At 66.6% G+C, this 16,939-nt stretch carries 11 protein-coding genes; 9 read left to right on the plus strand and 2 right to left on the minus strand.

Annotated features, from left to right (window positions below; translation table 11 throughout):
• The first annotated feature begins 2 nt into the window (after positions 1-2).
• The 4 genes from QM626_RS03160 to QM626_RS03175 are packed head-to-tail and all read left to right on the plus strand — an operon-like array spanning position 3 to position 6,820.
• Entirely contained in the window at positions 3-1,178 is a 1,176-nt protein-coding gene (locus tag QM626_RS03160; RefSeq protein WP_415073886.1) for a dihydrodipicolinate synthase family protein, read from the plus strand.
• Entirely contained in the window at positions 1,175-2,047 is an 873-nt protein-coding gene (locus QM626_RS03165) for a sugar phosphate isomerase/epimerase family protein (RefSeq protein ID WP_415073888.1), read from the plus strand. The genes QM626_RS03160 and QM626_RS03165 overlap by 4 nt, the downstream gene beginning before the upstream one ends.
• A complete protein-coding gene (locus tag QM626_RS03170) occupies positions 1,929-5,093 on the plus strand; it encodes an alpha-mannosidase (RefSeq protein ID WP_415073890.1) in 3,165 nt (1,054 codons plus the stop codon). The genes QM626_RS03165 and QM626_RS03170 overlap by 119 nt, the downstream gene beginning before the upstream one ends.
• Positions 5,094-5,116: 23 nt before the next feature.
• Entirely contained in the window at positions 5,117-6,820 is a 1,704-nt protein-coding gene (locus tag QM626_RS03175; RefSeq protein WP_415073892.1) for a hypothetical protein, read from the plus strand.
• A 5-nt stretch (positions 6,821-6,825) separates the two neighbouring features.
• Here the strand turns inward: QM626_RS03175 and QM626_RS03180 are convergent, their stop codons facing one another.
• Positions 6,826-8,484: an FAD-dependent oxidoreductase gene (locus QM626_RS03180; protein ID WP_415073894.1), complete on the minus strand. Its 1,659-nt coding sequence runs from the start codon at positions 8,482-8,484 to the stop codon at positions 6,826-6,828.
• A complete protein-coding gene (locus QM626_RS03185) occupies positions 8,481-9,551 on the minus strand; it encodes a LacI family DNA-binding transcriptional regulator (RefSeq protein WP_415073896.1) in 1,071 nt (356 codons plus the stop codon). The genes QM626_RS03180 and QM626_RS03185 overlap by 4 nt, the downstream gene beginning before the upstream one ends.
• A gap of 166 nt (positions 9,552-9,717) precedes the next feature.
• On the opposite strand from QM626_RS03185, the gene QM626_RS03190 reads away from it, so the two are divergent.
• The 5 genes from QM626_RS03190 to QM626_RS03210 are packed head-to-tail and all read left to right on the plus strand — an operon-like array spanning position 9,718 to position 16,933.
• Positions 9,718-10,656 (plus strand): carbohydrate ABC transporter permease, encoded by a 939-nt coding sequence (locus tag QM626_RS03190; protein ID WP_415073898.1) that lies wholly within the window; start codon positions 9,718-9,720, stop codon positions 10,654-10,656.
• Positions 10,657-10,714: 58 nt separating this feature from the next.
• Positions 10,715-11,557, plus strand: a complete 843-nt coding sequence (locus tag QM626_RS03195; RefSeq protein WP_415073900.1) for a carbohydrate ABC transporter permease — start codon at positions 10,715-10,717, stop codon at positions 11,555-11,557.
• Between the two features lie 57 nt (positions 11,558-11,614).
• Positions 11,615-13,057: an ABC transporter substrate-binding protein gene (locus QM626_RS03200; RefSeq protein WP_415073902.1), complete on the plus strand. Its 1,443-nt coding sequence runs from the start codon at positions 11,615-11,617 to the stop codon at positions 13,055-13,057.
• Positions 13,058-13,077: 20 nt separating this feature from the next.
• Positions 13,078-14,865: a hypothetical protein gene (locus tag QM626_RS03205; RefSeq protein ID WP_415073904.1), complete on the plus strand. Its 1,788-nt coding sequence runs from the start codon at positions 13,078-13,080 to the stop codon at positions 14,863-14,865.
• On the plus strand, positions 14,756-16,933 hold the full coding sequence (locus QM626_RS03210; RefSeq protein WP_415073906.1) for a DUF6807 family protein: 2,178 nt from the start codon (positions 14,756-14,758) through the stop codon (positions 16,931-16,933). Before QM626_RS03205 ends, QM626_RS03210 begins: the two co-directional genes overlap by 110 nt.
• The last annotated feature ends 6 nt before the right edge of the window (positions 16,934-16,939 follow it).

Here is a 16,939-nt window from a genome sequence, read left to right on the forward strand (position 1 = left end):
CGATGACCGAGCTCACCCTCATCGACGGCGCAGGCGGCACGAGGACGGCCCCGCTCCTCGAGCCCATCGCCGCCGCCCGCCCGGCGCAGCCGCTGCGCAGCCGCGTCGCCTACGCCGCGGCGCACGTCGTCCCCCACGCCTGGGCGGACAACACACCCGGCCGCCCGGCCGAGATCGACTGGGACGCGACCCTCGCCTTCCGCCGTCACGTGTACTCGTGGGGGCTGGGCGTGGCCGACGCGATGGACACCGCTCAGCGGAACATGGGGCTGGACGCCGCTGCCACCCGCGAGCTGATCGCCCGCTCCGCGCAGGTCGCGCGGGAGGAGGGCGGATCGGTGGTGGTCGGGGTGAACACCGACCATGTCGAGGACGAGACCATCACGCTGCCGCAGGTGATCGACGCCTACCTCGAGCAGCTGCACTTCACCGAGGAGCAGGGCGCGGGACCGGTGTTGATGGCATCCCGGCACCTCGCCCGGGCGGCGAGCAGCCGCGCCGACTACCTGCGCGTGTACGCGGCGGTCCTTCAGGCCGCGACCACACCGGTCGTGCTCCACTGGCTCGGCACGGCCTTCGACCCGCAGCTGGCGGGCTATTTCGGCTCGAACGACTGGCACACGGCATCCGACGTCCTGATCCGGGTGATCGAGGAGAACCCGGGCAAGGTCGCCGGCGTGAAGATGAGCCTGCTCGATGCGGATGCTGAGATCGCGGTGCGCGAACGGCTGCCCGAAGGTGTGCGCATGTTCACCGGCGACGACTTCAACTACGTGCGGCTCATCGCCGACTCGGGCGACGAGACCACCTCGCGCTCGCACTCCGACGCGTTGCTGGGCGCGTTCGCGGCCATCACGCCGGTGGCCTCGGCGGCGATCCAGGCGCTCGACGCCGGGGACGCTGCCGCGTACGGGGACGTCCTCGGCCCCACCGAGGCGCTCAGCCGGCAGGTGTTCGCCGCTCCGACCTTCTACTACAAGACCGGGGTCGCGTTCCTCTCCTGGCTGGGCGGCCACCAACCCGCGTTCCAGATGGTGGGCGGGCTGCACTCGGCGCGAAGCCTGCCCCACCTGTCCGAGATCGTCCGGCTCGCGAACGAGTCCGGCGCGCTCGAGCGGCCCGACCTCGCCGCCGAGCGTTGGCACGCGCTCCTCACCCTGAACGGAGTCAGGCCATGACCCATCCCGATCCTCGCCTGTCCATCAACCAGGCGACTCTCAAGCGTGCGAGCCTCGCCGAGGCGCTGCAGGCCACCGTCGACGCCGGCGTGCAGGCGATCGGGCTGTGGCGCGAGCCCGTGCAGGAGGTCGGCCTGGCCACCGCGGCGCGGATGCTGGCCGACTCCGGTCTGCGCTTCTCGACCCACTGCCGCGGCGGCTTCTTCACCCTTCCGGAGGGGCCCGAGCGTCGTGCCGCCCTCGATGACAACCGCCGGGCGATCGACGAGGCCGCCACACTCGCGGCCGCCGGGGCGACCGGCTCGCAGGCCGTGCTCGTGCTCGTGGCCGGCGGCATCCCGGACGGCTCCCGCGACCTCGCCGGCGCCCGCGAGCGGGTGCGCGACGCGATCGGCGAGCTGGCGCCGGATGCCGCGGCAGCCGGAGTGACGCTGGCGATCGAGCCGCTGCATCCGATGTACGTCTCCGACCGGGCCGTCGTGTCCACGCTGGGGCAGGCGCTCGACATCGCCGCCGACTTCGACCCGGGCGTGGTCGGGGTCACGGTCGACACCTTCCATGTCTGGTGGGACCCCGACGTGCTCGCCCAGATCGCGCGCGCCGGTCGCGAGCGCCGGATCGCCACCTACCAGGTGTGCGACTGGAAGACGCCGCTGGCGGCCGACGTGCTGCTCTCGCGTCACTACCCGGGCGAGGGCGTGATCGACTTCGCGCCCCTCACCCGGGCGGTGCTCGACACCGGCTACGACCGTGACATCGAGGTGGAGATCTTCAACGAGGACGTCTGGTCAACGGAACCCCTGCGCGCGGTGCAGCTTGCGGTTCGAGCGTTCGGCGCGCTGGTGTCGCCGCAGTTGCACTCCCGGTGACGATCGAGGCAACGAGGACGCCATGCACATCAACATCCCCTTGGTCGAGGCGCGTGTCGCTCGCTTCATCGACGAACGCCTTCGGCCGGCGGTGGTCGCGCAGCGCCAGCCCCTCACGGTGACACGTGTGCGGATCCCGGATGAGCCGATCCCGTTCGTGGAAGCGAACGCTCTCGACTTCGAACCGTTCATGGTCGGCGATTCCTGGGGTGCCCCCTGGACGACAACGTGGTTCCATCTCACCGGCGACATCCCCATGGTGTGGAGCCGGTGCGAGGGTGCCCGCACCGAGGTATTCGTCGACCTGGGTTTCGATGGCGCCATGCCGGGATTCCAGGCGGAAGGTCAATACTGGCACCCCGACGGCAGGCTCGCCAAAGGCGTCTCGCCACGCAATTCCGCATACCGACTGCGCGACACCGGTACCGTCGACCTGTATCTCGAAGCGGCAGGGAACCCGTGCATCATGGCCGACGGCACGAACTTCACCCCGAATGCGCTGGGGGCGCGCGGTGCGATGGACGGAGCTGAGCTATACAGGCTGCGCGTCGCGGAGATCCGTCTCATCGACGACGCGACATGGCAACTGCTCCAGGATGCCGACGCGCTCCAGGACCTCCTCGGCATACTGCCCGCTGACGATACGCGTCGGGCCCGGGTGCTGCATGCGCTTGATGCGATGGTGGATGCGGTCGATCCGGACGATGTCCGCGGCACGGCATCTGACGCCCGCGCCGTAATCGCCCCGACGCTCGCCTCGCCCGCCCACGCGAGCGCGCACCTCGCGTACTCGGTGGGCCACGCGCACATCGACTCGGCCTGGCTCTGGCCGGTTCGCGAGACGGTGCGCAAATGCGCCCGCACGTTCTCGAACGTCGTCGATCTCATGGATGAGTACCCCGACTTCGTCTTCGCCTGCTCGTCTGCTCAGCAGTATGCGTGGATCAAGAGCGGCTACCCCGACCTCTACGAGAGAATCCGCGAGAAGATCCGCACCGGGCAGTGGGTGCCTGTGGGCGGCATGTGGGTCGAGTCCGACACGAACATGCCCGGCGGGGAAGCGCTGGTCCGGCAGATGACGTTCGGCAAGCGGTTCTTCCTCGAAGAGTTCGGTGTCGAGACGCGCGACGTGTGGTTGCCGGACTCGTTCGGCTACAGCGGCGCCCTCCCGCAGCTGGCACGTCTGAGCGGGGCGGACCGGTTCCTGACGCAGAAGCTGTCGTGGAACGAGACCGACCGCATGCCTCACCACACGTTCGACTGGGTCGGCATCGACGGCTCGCGGGTGCTTACGCACTTCCCGCCCGTCGACACGTACAACAGCACCCTGGCGGCGTCCGAGCTCGATCACGCCGCACGGAACTACCGCGAGAAAGCACTGTCATCCGGGTCCATCGTCCCGTTCGGCTACGGTGACGGCGGCGGCGGACCCACCCGCGAGATGCTCGCGCGCGCTGAGCGCTACCGCTCGCTAGAGGGCGTCGCCCGCACGGAGCTGTCCAGCCCGTACCGCTTCTTCGAGGACGTCGAGCGCGAGTTCCCCAACCGCCCTCTCTGGCGCGGGGAGATGTACCTCGAGTTCCATCGTGGAACGTACACCTCGCAAGCGCGCACGAAGCAGGGCAACCGCCGCTCGGAGGCGCTCCTGCACGAGGCCGAGTTGTGGGCGGCGACCGCTGCCGTGCGCGTCGGCGCCGACTATCCGTACGACGAGCTTGAGTCGGCCTGGCGAGACGTGCTGTTGAACCAATTCCACGACATCCTCCCCGGTTCGTCGATCGAGTGGGTGTACCGCGACGCCGAGGCCACGTACGAACGCGTTTTGGTCGTGCTCGAGGGCATCATCAACACGGCGCTCGAGGCGCTCGGAGCAGACGCGGTGGACGCCGGTTCGTTCGCCGTCGTCAACGCGACACCCCTCGAGGTGGCGGGTGTCGCGCCCTACGGCGCGGGTGAGCCGGCGCCCAGCGACGTTCCGGTCTCCGTCTCGCGCGACGGCGAAACTCTCCTCGTCGACAACGGGGTGCTCCGCATCCGTCTCACGGTCGACGGTGTCATCGACTCGATCCGCGATCTCCGGGCGGACCGCGAGGTGATTGCCGGACGCGCGAACCTGCTCCAGTTGTTTCGCGACACCCCGCGCCGGTGGGACGCCTGGGACATCGACAAAGAGTATGAACGCGTCGGGGACGACATCACGGGAGTCGATGACCTTTCCGTCACCGTCGCCGACGGGCTGGCCACGATCCGCGTGCTGCGCAGCTTCGGCGCCTCTCATGTCACCCAGACGATCGAGGTGCGCGGCGGCGACCCCGACATCCGTCTCACCGCCGACGTCGACTGGCACGAGAGCCAGAAGCTGCTCAAGCTCGCGTTCCCGCTCGCCGTGCAAGCCGAACGGTCCGCGGCCGAGACGCAGTTCGGGCACGTCCTTCGACCCACACATCAGAACACCTCGTGGGATGCGGAGAAATTCGAGATCTGCGCCCACCGCTGGGTGCACGTCGGCGAGCCGGGCTATGGCGTCGCCGTCGCCAACGACCGCACCTACGGACACGATGTGCGTGCCCTCGACGACGCGCACGGCACCCTCGTGCGACAGTCGCTCGTGCGCGCACCGCTGTTCCCAGACCCCACCGCCGACCAGGGTGAGCACCGTTTCATCACGGTGCTCCGCCCGGGCGCGGATGTGGGCGACGCGGTCGGTCTCGGTTATCGGCTTGCCTACCCGCCTCGCCGTCTCGCCGGAACAGGATTCGAACCGCTGGTGAGCTCTTCCGATCCGGCCGTCATCGTGGAGACCGTGAAGCTCGCGGATGATCGGACGGGAGATGTGGTGGTGCGCCTCTACGAGTCCCGCGGCGGAAGGGCGGTGACCTCGATGCGGACATCCTTCGCGCATGCGGGTGCGGTGGTCACAGACCTGCTAGAACGAGGGCATGCCGCGGTTCCGCTCGCGCCGGACGGCGGCATCCGGCTCGAGTTCCACGCCTTCGAGATCGTCACCGTGCGTCTCAGCGGAGTCGTGTCCTGGAAGGTGGGATAGTGTGCAGCCATCCGAGGAACGTCGTGGCAGGGATCGCGGCGCGCATCCTGGCCTTCGGCGAACTTCACTTCGACGCCGACGCGAGTCTGCTGGAGTTGCCGATTACGTCGTATCGAAACGCGCATGTCGCGCATCTCCCGCCCGATGCGCTGCGTCACCCGGTCCGCGAGTCGTTGTACTACGCGCTGGCACTGCTGGCATCGGACAAGCCGGAGGCAGTCGCACGTGCAGCACGGATCCTCGACCGCATCACGAGATTACAGTGCAGGTCCGGTCCTCACTCTGGACTGTGGCCGTATTTCGCGGAGGAGTCCGTCGCGCAGGCGCCGAGCGTCGACATCAACTGGGCTGACTTCATCGGCATGGGCCTCGCGGTCTGCGTCCAGCGATATGCGTCGGCGTTACCTGCGGACCTCGTCGGTCGCTGCGTGGCAGCGGTCGTCTCAGCCGCGGACTTCATTCGGCGCAGGAATGTGGACCTCGAGTACACGAACGTCGCGATGAAGGGCACCTTCGTTGTCCTCGTCGCCGCCGAGCTGTCCGACGACGCCCCTGGGATGCGTGACTATGCATCGGACCGTTTCGCGCGGCTGCGATCGTTGATCCTGTCCCAGCCCATACCCGCCGAGTACAACAGCCCGGCGTACGCCGGTGTCTGTCTCGTCGCCGCGCACGCGATCGAGGAGCTCGTGCACGACCCACACGTGCGCGACGGCGCCACTCGGATCGTGGGGCACCTCTGGGGGCAGGTCGTCGCGCGCTTTCACGCGCCGTCCGGGGAGCTCGCGGGGCCGCACGCCCGCGCTTACGCCCCCACTCTCGCAGAACTCCCTGGCTGGCTGGGCCCGTTGATCGAGTACGCGACAGACGGTCTTCATTCCTACCTTGCCGCGGGTGATGAACTCTTCGCTGCCGTGTGGCCGATGGTGCTGTCTCCCCGCGTGCCGCGGCAAGCGACTCTCGGGCTCACGAAGGCGGTCGTGAGCCCGAGAGTCGAGTCGTCGGTCGTGGTCGCCAGTCCGCACATCGAGCGACGACTGACGACCTGGCTGACCCCGACGTTCGCGATCGGCTCGATCTCGTTCCAGGACGGGTGGGAGCAACGCCAGAACCTCATCGCGTGCTGGCGCTCGGCAGCGGGGCGGGTGGCTTTCGCACGTCATCGGTACATGCACGATGGCCGGGCTTGCTGCAGCGGCTTCTTCACGTCATCCCAGCATCGTGGGTCGGTGTCGGTCGGGGCATTTCTCGGGGCGGGAGCGGATGAACACATACTGCGCCCCGTCGATGGCGTCGAGGCGGCTTTCCTCGGTGCGGTGCTTGAAGTCGACGGACGTGGAGATGCCGTTGACTTAATGATCAACGGGATCACGCTGAGCGCAGACGTCCCCCGCGTCGAGGTCCAAGTGGGCGACGAGATCCTTCTGACGCTGCGAGCGGTCGACATGGAGATGGCGATGGAGATCGAGAGTCACGACGTGGCCCCGGGCATTGTGCCTCCTGCGCGCGTTGAACGACAGGCATTCGACCGTATCCGCCTGATGCTCCCCCACTATGACGGCCCTCGCCGGCCCCTGCGGTGGACGGATTTTCATCGAGCCGCCTCCGCATACAGGCTGCGCGTGAAGACCGGGGACGCGTTAGAGGAATCTTCGATCCCTTCGGCCCCACTGCCGCCGGAACTCCTCACGACGGCCCAACTCGAGCTGTGGGCGGGCAGCGTCTGACTTCATCAAAGCGCCCGGAGCATCGGCCAGTGCCGCTCGACCCCCGCTTTGTCCAACTCTGCGAGGTAGTCGTCGCGCGCCGTCTCACCCTCATACACGGCCTCCGTCGGGATGCCCTCGCGGCTGCAGCGTGCCGCGAGAACCCCTGCTGCCTCGCCCACGTTCCACTCGACGGGGTGCAGCCGGTAGCAGCCATTGGCGATGTGGGTCGTCCCAAGTGACTTGCCCGCGGCGATCAGATTGCGAATACGTACGGGCAGCAATGCCCCAAGGGGGATCTCGAAGGGCGTGCTCGAGATGTCGATGTATGGATCTCCCCCCGTCGTGGGATGAAGGTCGATGCGGTATGCGCCGATGCCGACCGCGTCCGGATAGGACCGGATGTTGACGCCCCCGCGCAGGACGGTCGACACGTCGTGCTCGGTCACGGTCCGTCGCGCGTGGATTCTGCGCCCCTCGCGGATGTATGGCGCACGTGAGAGCCCGTCATCGCTGCCGACCACATCCGGACGGAGCCGCAGACCCGGATACCCCGTGCCGCCGTCCGGGCGCGGGGCCTCGGTCTGCAGCCAGTACAGCACTGACAGCGAGAGTTGCTTCGCCTCAGCGAGGGCAACCGCGCGCTCGGCGTCTGACACCCCGATGATCGGACGAAGCCAGTAGTCCGTCATGGGCCAGTTTACGAGCGTGATGTCCGAGTCGAAGGTGCCCGCACGGAACATCCGCCTGGCGAGAATCCGTCGGAACCGCCACAGTTCCAGGTCGCCGTTATCGGCGCTCGTGTCCGCCCATGGCGGGGCGAGTTCGTCTTCGGGGTTGGGGTCCAGCCAACGGGTTCGCGGCTCGAGGGTCCGTGGGTCTGGGGCTGTGAAGCTCAGCAAGCGGCCGGTCCAGGCCTCGGGACTGTAGTCACGCCAGAAGGCGTAGTCGAGCGGGCGGTCGATCGTGTGGTCCTCACCAGCGTGGTGGGACAGAGCGAGACAATATGTGATCGCTTGCTGGTTCTCGGGTCGTTCCAACGCTCCCGCATGGGGTTCCCCATACCTGCTCTGCTCCTCCGAGCCCACCGTGTGCTCGGCGCCGACGAGGGGAAGTAGATCGCCTTCGTCCGTTCCGTCGAGGAAGTATCTGGCGGCGATGGACGTGATTGTGCTGTCCGCGGTCTCGATCTCCACCGAACGGATAAGGTCGTCTTCCACGCACGCTCGTACCGGCCGAGTACGTGTGAGCACCGTCAACCGGCCGGAGGAGATGTGGGGTGCGAGCATTCCGCGGATCACGGCGAGAGCAACGCGTGGTTCGTGGGCGAGCGGGCTCACACGTGCTGCCCCGGGATTGAACGCCTCGGTGTCGACCGCCGGATCGACCGGATACCACCCGCGATAGTAGGCGCGGATCGCGGTACGCAGCAGGTGATATCGCCTGGTTCGCCCGAAGCGCTCGATCCACGGGTGCTCGTCGGGGGGAACCGCCTGGCCGGTGAGCTGACCGCCCAGCCAGTCGTCGGATTCGGTCAAGATGACCCTCGCGCCCGCTTCGCAGGCGGCTTGTGCCGCTGCCACTCCGCCGAGACTGCCGCCGATCACCGCGACGTCGAAGTCGAGTTTGCGGGCGGATCTCCTTCTGAGTGGCTCGGATGCGCCGCCTCTGGCGCGCGAACTCATCGGACAGCCAGAGGGCCGGCCGTGGTACCCGTGATCGGGACGCACGGGACGAGGGCCTGCCGCTCGGCCGACGGGACGTCTTCGCCCGCGAGCAGGCGTCGCAGCAGCCGGACTGCGAGCCGACCCGCCTCCTCCCGCGGATACGCGAACCCCGCGAATTCCGGTTGCCCTGCGGGCAGCCCGGTAGGGTCTCCGAGCACGGCGATCGAGAGGTCCTCGGGCGCGGACAGGCCGAGAACATCCATGGCGTCGGTGAGCTGCACCAGGGCTTGGTTGGCCCCCTCCTGCTCGATGACGATGGCCGTGAATCCTTGCGTCAACCATGAGCGCAAGGAGTCGGCGGTGACCCGGGTCGTGCCCGCCGTGCGGAGGACATGGCCGCGCACTCCCCGATGAAGGCCACCACCAACGCCCCGAAGGAACCCTTCTTGGCGATCCGTCGACGACGGCGCGTCGTCATCCTCGCGGAGGTAGAGCAGCCGCCGGTGTCCGAACTCGATCAGGCGATCGACAACGTCGCGCGATGCCGTCTCGTAGTCGATGCCGACGTATGGGAGACGAGACCCGAGGGCGTCCTGTCGTCCGATATAGACGAGCGGGAAGTCATCGTCGAGCAGCTCCGACACCTCTGCCGCGGGCAGGTGACGTCCGAGCAGGATGACACCATCCGCGAGGCGGACGCGGCGCAGCTCGCCGGCCGAGCGGTCAAACGACGGCGTGCTGGAGGCAGTGAAAAGCACGACGTCGTATCCGATCTCGGCGCTCTCCTCCTCGATGCCTGTGAGGAAGCCGTAGTAGGAGTTTCCGATCTCGGTCGGGAATATCGACGAGAAGGTGTAGATCCCCAGGAGATTATTGCGACCTGCGGCCAGCTTGGTGGCGACGGGGTCGCGCACATAGCCGAGTTGGCGAGCCGCGCTCTCCACCTTTGCATGGGTGTCGTCAGAGAGCGCGATCTTCGAGGTGTTGCCGCTGAGGACCAGTGAGACGGCGGTCCGCGAGACGCCGGCAAGCCGCGCGATGTCGCTCTGAGTCGGTCGCCGTGAACGTCCGTCGGTCGTCACCACAGGTGCCTCCAAATCTCCATGATCCCACCTTAACGCGAGTTAGTCTCTGCCCGTCCAGTTTTGCACCGAATCGAGGACTATCCGCATAGAAGCTTGACAGTGACCGAGGTGACCTGAGACGCTTTGGATGCTAACGCGAGTTAGTAGTGACGAGGAGGTCAGTGCAGTGACGGCGAGCCCGATCGAACCGGCAGGGACATGCCCACCAGCCCGACGACGCGTTCGTCTGAGATGGGGAATCGTCGCGACGCTTTTGCCCACGCTCGCGTTCCTGGCCGTTTTCGCGTTCTACCCGGCGCTGAGCGGACCATGGCACTCGCTCTTTGACTGGCGCCCTGGGTTCGACTCGCCATTCGTCGGCTTCAAGAACTACGCGACCGTCTTCTCGGACGTGATGTTCTGGCGCTCGTTCGCGAATCTCGGAGTCATCTTCCTCGTCGACATCACGATGAAGTGGCTCCTTCCGCTCATCGCTGCGGAGCTGCTCATCACCGTGCGCAGCGAGCGCGCCCGGACTGTGTATCGCGTCCTCCTGCTCTTTCCTATGGCCTTTCCCGGTGTCGTGACCGCCCTGGTCTGGTCATTCCTCTACAACCCCAACGACGGGATGATCAACCGACTGCTCGAGACGATCGGACTCGGCGAGTTCGCTCACAACTGGGTGGGCGACCCCAACACGGCGCTGGCGGCCCTCCTGTTCATCGGCGTTCCCTGGGTCGCAGGACTCCCGTTCCTCGTCTTCACGACCGGACTCCAGAACATCCCGGACGAGATCTTCGAAGCCGCACGGCTGGATGGCGTCGGACGTATTCGCCGCTTCTTTCTCATTGACGTCCCGCTGCTTGCCAGCCAGCTTCGGCTGCTGCTCTTCCTCGTCATGGCGGGGATCCTCCAATTCGGAATGCTCGCATATCTCACGACCGGCGGCGGGCCAGACGGCGCGACGGAGGTCCCCGTGCTGCAACTGATCGGCCAGGCGTTCCAAGGTCAGAACTGGGGGTACGCGGCCGCACTTTCCAGCATCCTGTTCGTCCTCGGATGCGGGCTCAGCTCATTCGTCCTGTTCCTGCGGCGAAAGGGAGGGGAGATCGATGTACAGCTCTGAGAACGGCGCAGGCCTGACTGCGGGGCATCAGACGGGCTTGTCCGCAGGAGCTCGCAAGGTGCCCGTGCTGCCGCTGCTCCGCCGGCGGGCGACGAGCTCCGCCGTGCACGGTGCGATCGCACTGCTGTTTCTCATCGGTCTCGTTCCGTTCATCTTCGTGCTCCTCAGCTCGCTCAAGACGACGGATCAGCTGTACGACAGCTACTGGGCGTTCCCCTGGCCGATGCACCTCGAGAACTATGGGAAGGCCTGGGCGCAGATCGAGCCGTACATCGTCACCACCGTCATCGTCGCGGCCGCATCCGCGATCGGCACGATCCTGCTCTCGACCGGCGTCGCCTTCGTCCTCGCGCGTTATCGCTTCCTCGGGCGTCGCCTCATCTTCGTCCTGATCAGCTGTCTGCTGATGGTGCCGTCGGTGGCGACACTCATCCCGCTGTTCGTCATGATGCGCGACCTCCACCTGCTCAATACGCGTTGGGCGATCATCATCCCCCACGTGTGCGCCAGCACGGCTCTCGCCGTGGTTCTGATCAAGAGCTTCATCGAGGACATGCCGAGAGAGCTCTTCGAAGCCGCGACGGTGGACGGCGCGAACGGTTGGCGGCTGTTCTTCCACATCACGGTGCCGCTGTCCCTCCCCGTCCTCGGAACGGTCACGCTGCTCACGGTAATCAACGTGTGGAACGACTTCTTCTGGCCCCTCCTCACGATCACAGAGAACTCGCTGCGCACGATATCGGTGGGACTGAGCTTCTTCAGCGGGCAGAACAGCACCGATTACGGTCCGCTGTTCGCGGGTTACATCCTCGCCAGTCTTCCGTTGCTGCTTCTCTTCGTCTTTCTTTCGAAGTACTTCCTCGCCGGCATGCAGGGCGGCTTGTCCGGCGTCAGCAAATAGGGACTCCTCGCCCGTTCGCATTCCATCCCAACCAGATACTCGAAGGAGTGGATCTCGATGTCAGAAAACAGATTCAGGCGGCGTGGACGATCGATCGTCCTGCTCGTCGCCCTGTCCTCGTCGGTTCTCGCCGGCTGCGCCGGCCAACCGGGGACGTCGGGCGATCACGTGACGATCACGATCGAAGGTCCGAACCAATGGAATGACAGCGGGTCGAGCTTCGGTGAAGCGTGGGATGCCCTTGTCGCGAAGTTCGAGGAGCTCGAGCCAGACATCACCGTCAACACGACAGTGCTGCCCATCTCCTCCTTCAATGAGACGATCTCGACCCAGCTGTCGGCGGGAACGGCACCAGAACTGGTGTTCAGCCAGGCGTCATATAAGCCGTACATGGTCACGAATCTCGACGACTACCTGAAGGAGCCCAATCCCTACATTGAGGGCAACACGCAGTGGATCGACGCGTTCGATTCCACGTATGTCGGGTTCGACGTCGCGAGCTCTCTCAATGATGACGGGCACATCAGCAAGCTGCCCTTCAACCTGCTGGCAGCGGGAGTGCTCTACAACGAGGACATCTTCGATGAGGTCGGGATCACCACTCCCATCGAGACGTTCTCGGATCTGCTCACCTCCTGCACGAAGCTGAAGGCAGCGGGTTACACGCCGTTCGCGATGGACAACGGCAACTTCGGCATGAACGAGACGGTCAACGCCATCGGCAACCAGCTGATCGGGGCGCTATATGACGACCTGAACTACTACGACACCGCAGGCGAGCCGGGCTCGAGCACGCAACTCACGACGAAGGACTGGTCGCGCGCGATTCTCAGCGGCGAACTCACCACATCCACCCCGGAAGTGGCCGAGACCCTGGTGCTGCTCAAGCAGTTCTTCGACGAGTGCGCGACGGAGAACTGGTCCGGCATCTCCAGCACGTCGGGGGCGGTGGTCAACCTCAAGGACTTCTCGACAGGCGAAGCCGCCATGACGTGGGGGACCGACTATGCGAGCTCGGCGCTCGGCTCGGTGGACTTCGAATACGCAAGCATGGCCTTTCCGCAGGTGACATCGGCCAGCACCGACCTCGCGACCGGAATCGAGCCGCAGCGCGGCGCAAGCACGGGTGGAACGACTTACATGATCCCCTCGACAATCGAGGGCGATCAGCTGAGCGCAGCCGTCAAGTTCCTGCAGTTCATGAGCTCCCCGTATATCCAGGATTGGCTGGACGCGACAGGAGCGATCCCTGCGGTGACCGTCGCTTCGGCGCCGGAGCAGTCCGCCGGCATGCTGGAGGGCAGCTGGGGTGAGCCGCGGATCATCAGCGGCGTGCCTGCCGCCCCGGCAGGATCGACGACGGTGAGCCTTTACGACGGATACCTCCTCGGCACCAAGTCGCTGAGCGATGAGCAGTCTCACCTGGAGGACATGTGGGTCACGCAGTCGCAGGCCCTCGTCAGTGCGAACGGATGGGAGTCCGAATCATGGGCGCAATGATCCGGTATGTAGGACGTGTGATGTCCGTCGTGCTGGCCGCCAGCCTGCTCGGCGCGGGTGTTCTGCTCGCCGCGGCGCCGGCGGCTGCCTCGTCCGGCCGCATCTATCACATCGACAACCGACTCTCGGCGTGCGACAACAGCGGCCCGGCAACGATCGCGGAGCCCTGGTGCGACCTCACGAGCACGGACGGCATCGACTTTCAGCCGGGAGACGAGGTCCTCCTCGCTCGAGGCGCCACCTGGGATCAAGAGCTTCGGATCTCGGGGGAGGGCACCGCGTCGCAGCACATCGTCGTCGGCGCGTACGGCAGCGGCGACCGTCCCCGGATCATCCGTGACGGTGACGTCACACAGCGAGCGTTGACGCTCACCAACCCGAGTCACGTGACCGTTCGCGATCTCGAGCTGGGTGACGCCGGTGCGGGCCTGGTGGTCTACTTCGACACCACGGGTCACGAGGATCTCGACTTCCTGAACCTCTCGGTGCACAACATGGCCGGCATCCACCAGGATCGCGCGAACACGCACGGTTCGGACTACGTCTACGACTCGGCGGGGCTGGAGTTCACCGGACCTGTCACGCTCACGCCGGAGAACCCGACCGTCGTCACGGACGTGCTGATCGACGGGTTCGAGGGTGCCCACAACCTGGACAGCATCGCCTTCGACTGGCAGGGAGACAGCAGTCTCGAACTGATCGACGGCGCCTCGAGTCGCGACACCATGACGAACGTGCGCATGCGTCACCTTTACCTCCACGACGACGACGACGGCGGCATCGACGGCGCCTATTGTCCGCACAGCCTCCGGATCGCGAACATGCGCGACGTCACGGTACAGGACTCCGTTCTCGCCCGGCTCGCCGGCTGCTTCGTCACCGCGGGCACGTCCGAGGTGATCGTGTTGAGAGCGGACGACATCCGGTTCTTCAACAACATGATCGTGAGCACGCCGGAGACCGGCAGTCACGACGAGACAGGCGTCGACCACGAGATCGACACCGACTCGATCGAGTATCGCGGCAACTATTTTGCGGACAACGCCGGAGCGGGGCTGTCAATGCTCAACATCCATGTGCCCACGGACGGCGTCGAGCACTACGACACGGACAACACCGTCGTCGACAACGTGTTCGTCAACAACGCGCTGACCGTTCCGCGTCGCGTCGAGGTCGGCGGAGTGCGGGTCGCCGGCGCGTACGGTCCGACGACGGGCACCATCGACGGCAATCTGAATTTCGAGCCGACCGGATTCATACACACCGACGCCAACGGCACGTTCGACGACTTCACGATAGGAACGAATCCGACGGCGGTCTCTGCGCAGCACGTCTGGTACGCGGCGGAACAGTTCTCCGGGACACAGGGCGATGAAGGATGGTCGTACGCGTCGAGCGCGAACGGCGGCATCACGTGGAAGAGCATGACATACTCGGCCGCCGCAGATGCATATTCGGATGCGACCGGCGCTCTTCTGTCCGCATTTGATGCGCAGCCCGGCTGCAGCGCCAAGGCCGTCGTGGCTCGGGTCTGGACCGCACCCGACGACGGCGCGATCAGCATCCGGGGCACGGCGCTGGCCGCGGCCGAGGCGGCTCCGGACGCGCAGCTGGCGGTCACCTTGAACGGCGTGGTGATCTGGTCCGGCTCGCTGACGTCGGCGGGGTCCTCGATCGTCGCCAGCAGTTCGATCGACGATGTCCAGGTGCACGCCGGCGATATCCTTCGATTCGAAGTCCGCGAGCCCGGAAGCGGGGCAGACGCCGTCGTCAGCTGGGTCCCGGCGATCGCCTACACATCGCTCTGACCGTTCTGGAGCGCGCCCTTCCTGGGGCGCGCTCCGGAACGTCCCGACACTCCACACAAGTGAGGCAGATCACGTGGCAACCAGTTCCGCGCGCTCGCCACGCCAGATCGTCCTCGCGGGCGCGCGGGGGTTCGGCCTGGTGCACAGGCATCGACTCGCCGAGCTCGAGGCCCAGGGGCGCGTCGTCGTGACGGGGCTCGTCGACCCGGTTCTCGCGGTGTCAGCCGATCGGGAAGACGCCTCACCCGTCTTTCCGTCCTTGCGCGCCGCGGTGGCGCGTGTCGGCGTTCCCACCGTCGTGGTCGTCGCGTCCCCGATCGCTACGCATTACGGTCTCGCACGTGACGCGCTCGAGATGGGGGCCCACGTCCTGCTCGAGAAGCCGCCGGTGACGGGGCTGGGGGAGTTCGACGAGCTGCTCCGGCTGAGCGGTGAGCGCAGACGATCTGTCCAGGTGGGCTTTCAGAGCCTTGGCTCCCATGCGCTCAGGCGCTTCGACGACGATGCGTTCGGGATCGGCGAGGTGCGCGCTGTCCGTGCTGTGGGATTGTGGCGACGCAGCGTCGACTACTGGCATCGGTCGCCCTGGGCAGGGCGTCGTTGGGTCGGGGCCACGCCGATCATGGACGGCGTAGTGACGAATCCGCTCGCCCACGCTGTCGCCACGGCGCTCCGGGTCGCGCGCAGCCAGCGACTCGAGCACATCGACAGCGTCGAGGTCGAGCTGTATCGCGCGAACGCCATCGACGCCGACGACACCTCGTCCGTCCGGATCGTCACGCGTCAGGGCATCACCATCGCCTGCGCGCTGACGCTGTGCGCCCCGGATCAGGAAGACGCGGTGGTCACCGTCGCCGGCGCGCACGGAGAACGGGACTTCCGCTACGTCGACGACATCGTGCAGCGTTCGGACGGTCAGGAGGCGATCGCGTTCGGGCGTACCGGACTTCTGGAGAACCTTCTAGACCACATCGACTCGGGGATGCCGCTGCTGTCGCCACTGGTAGACAGCGGGGGGTACATGCGAGTCCTGCAGACGATTAGGGACGCCCCGCGTCCGACACCCATCGGCCCAGACAGGGTCGAATGGCGTGGCACGGGCGCTGACCGCCATGCCGTCGTGGTCGACATCGGCGCGAGCGTGCGGGCGGCTGCCGGTGCGGCGGCACTGTTCTCGGAGGTGGCGGCGCCGTTCGCCTTCATCGGACACGACCGCATCATCGGGGAGCTGGATGTGGGCGGGCTGCGGGTCGCGACGGTGCGAGACGGGAGCGGCACGCTGCCGACGTCCAGCCCCCATCCGTTCCTCCACCCCGTTCGGACCGCGCGCGGCGTCACGGTGACGGATGCGCGACCGGCGGATCATCCCTGGCATGCGGGAGCATCCTTCGCGGTTCCCCGAGTCCAGGACTCCAACCTGTGGGGCGGGCCGACGTATCTGCGCGAGGAGGGATACCGCTGGTCGAGCGATCATGGATCCCAGGTCGTCATGTCATGCACCCAGCACGCCGGAACGACGGTTCTCCGCATCGATTGGCTCTCGCACGACGGTCGCACACTCGCCGAAGAGGTGCGGAAGATCGAGATCCGGCATCGGGACGATCGTCTGTGGCTGTTCACCCACCAGACGTGTCTCACCGCGGTCTCCGGTGACGGCCTCGTGCTCGGCAGCCCTGGAGGGCGCGGTCTCGCCGGCTCCGGATATGGGGGGTTCTTCTGGCGATTTCCCTCATGCACCGATGTCAGCGTCGAGGCTGCCGGAGGTCGTTCGGGTGTCGACGGGATCCATGGTCAGCCGGCCGAATGGCTGGCTTGGTCCGCGATGTTCTTCGGCGAGGGTGATGAGGGCGAGGCGACAGTCGCCTTCGCTCCGTACGACGAGGCCACCGCGGGTGATCCGTGGTTCGTCCGAACGCGCGAGTACCCCGGAGTCGGATCCGCCGTCGCCGGGCAGCGGGACATCGTTATCGCAGGCGGTGACTCCCTCAACCGCTCGTTCGTCGTCGCCGTGGCCGACGGACGCGCGGCACCGGGCGAGATCGCCGATTGGATCGCGCTCGCCCGGTGAGTGGCG

The organism is Microbacterium sp., assembly GCF_047606385.1.
In the GTDB taxonomy this organism is placed as follows: domain Bacteria; phylum Actinomycetota; class Actinomycetes; order Actinomycetales; family Microbacteriaceae; genus Microbacterium.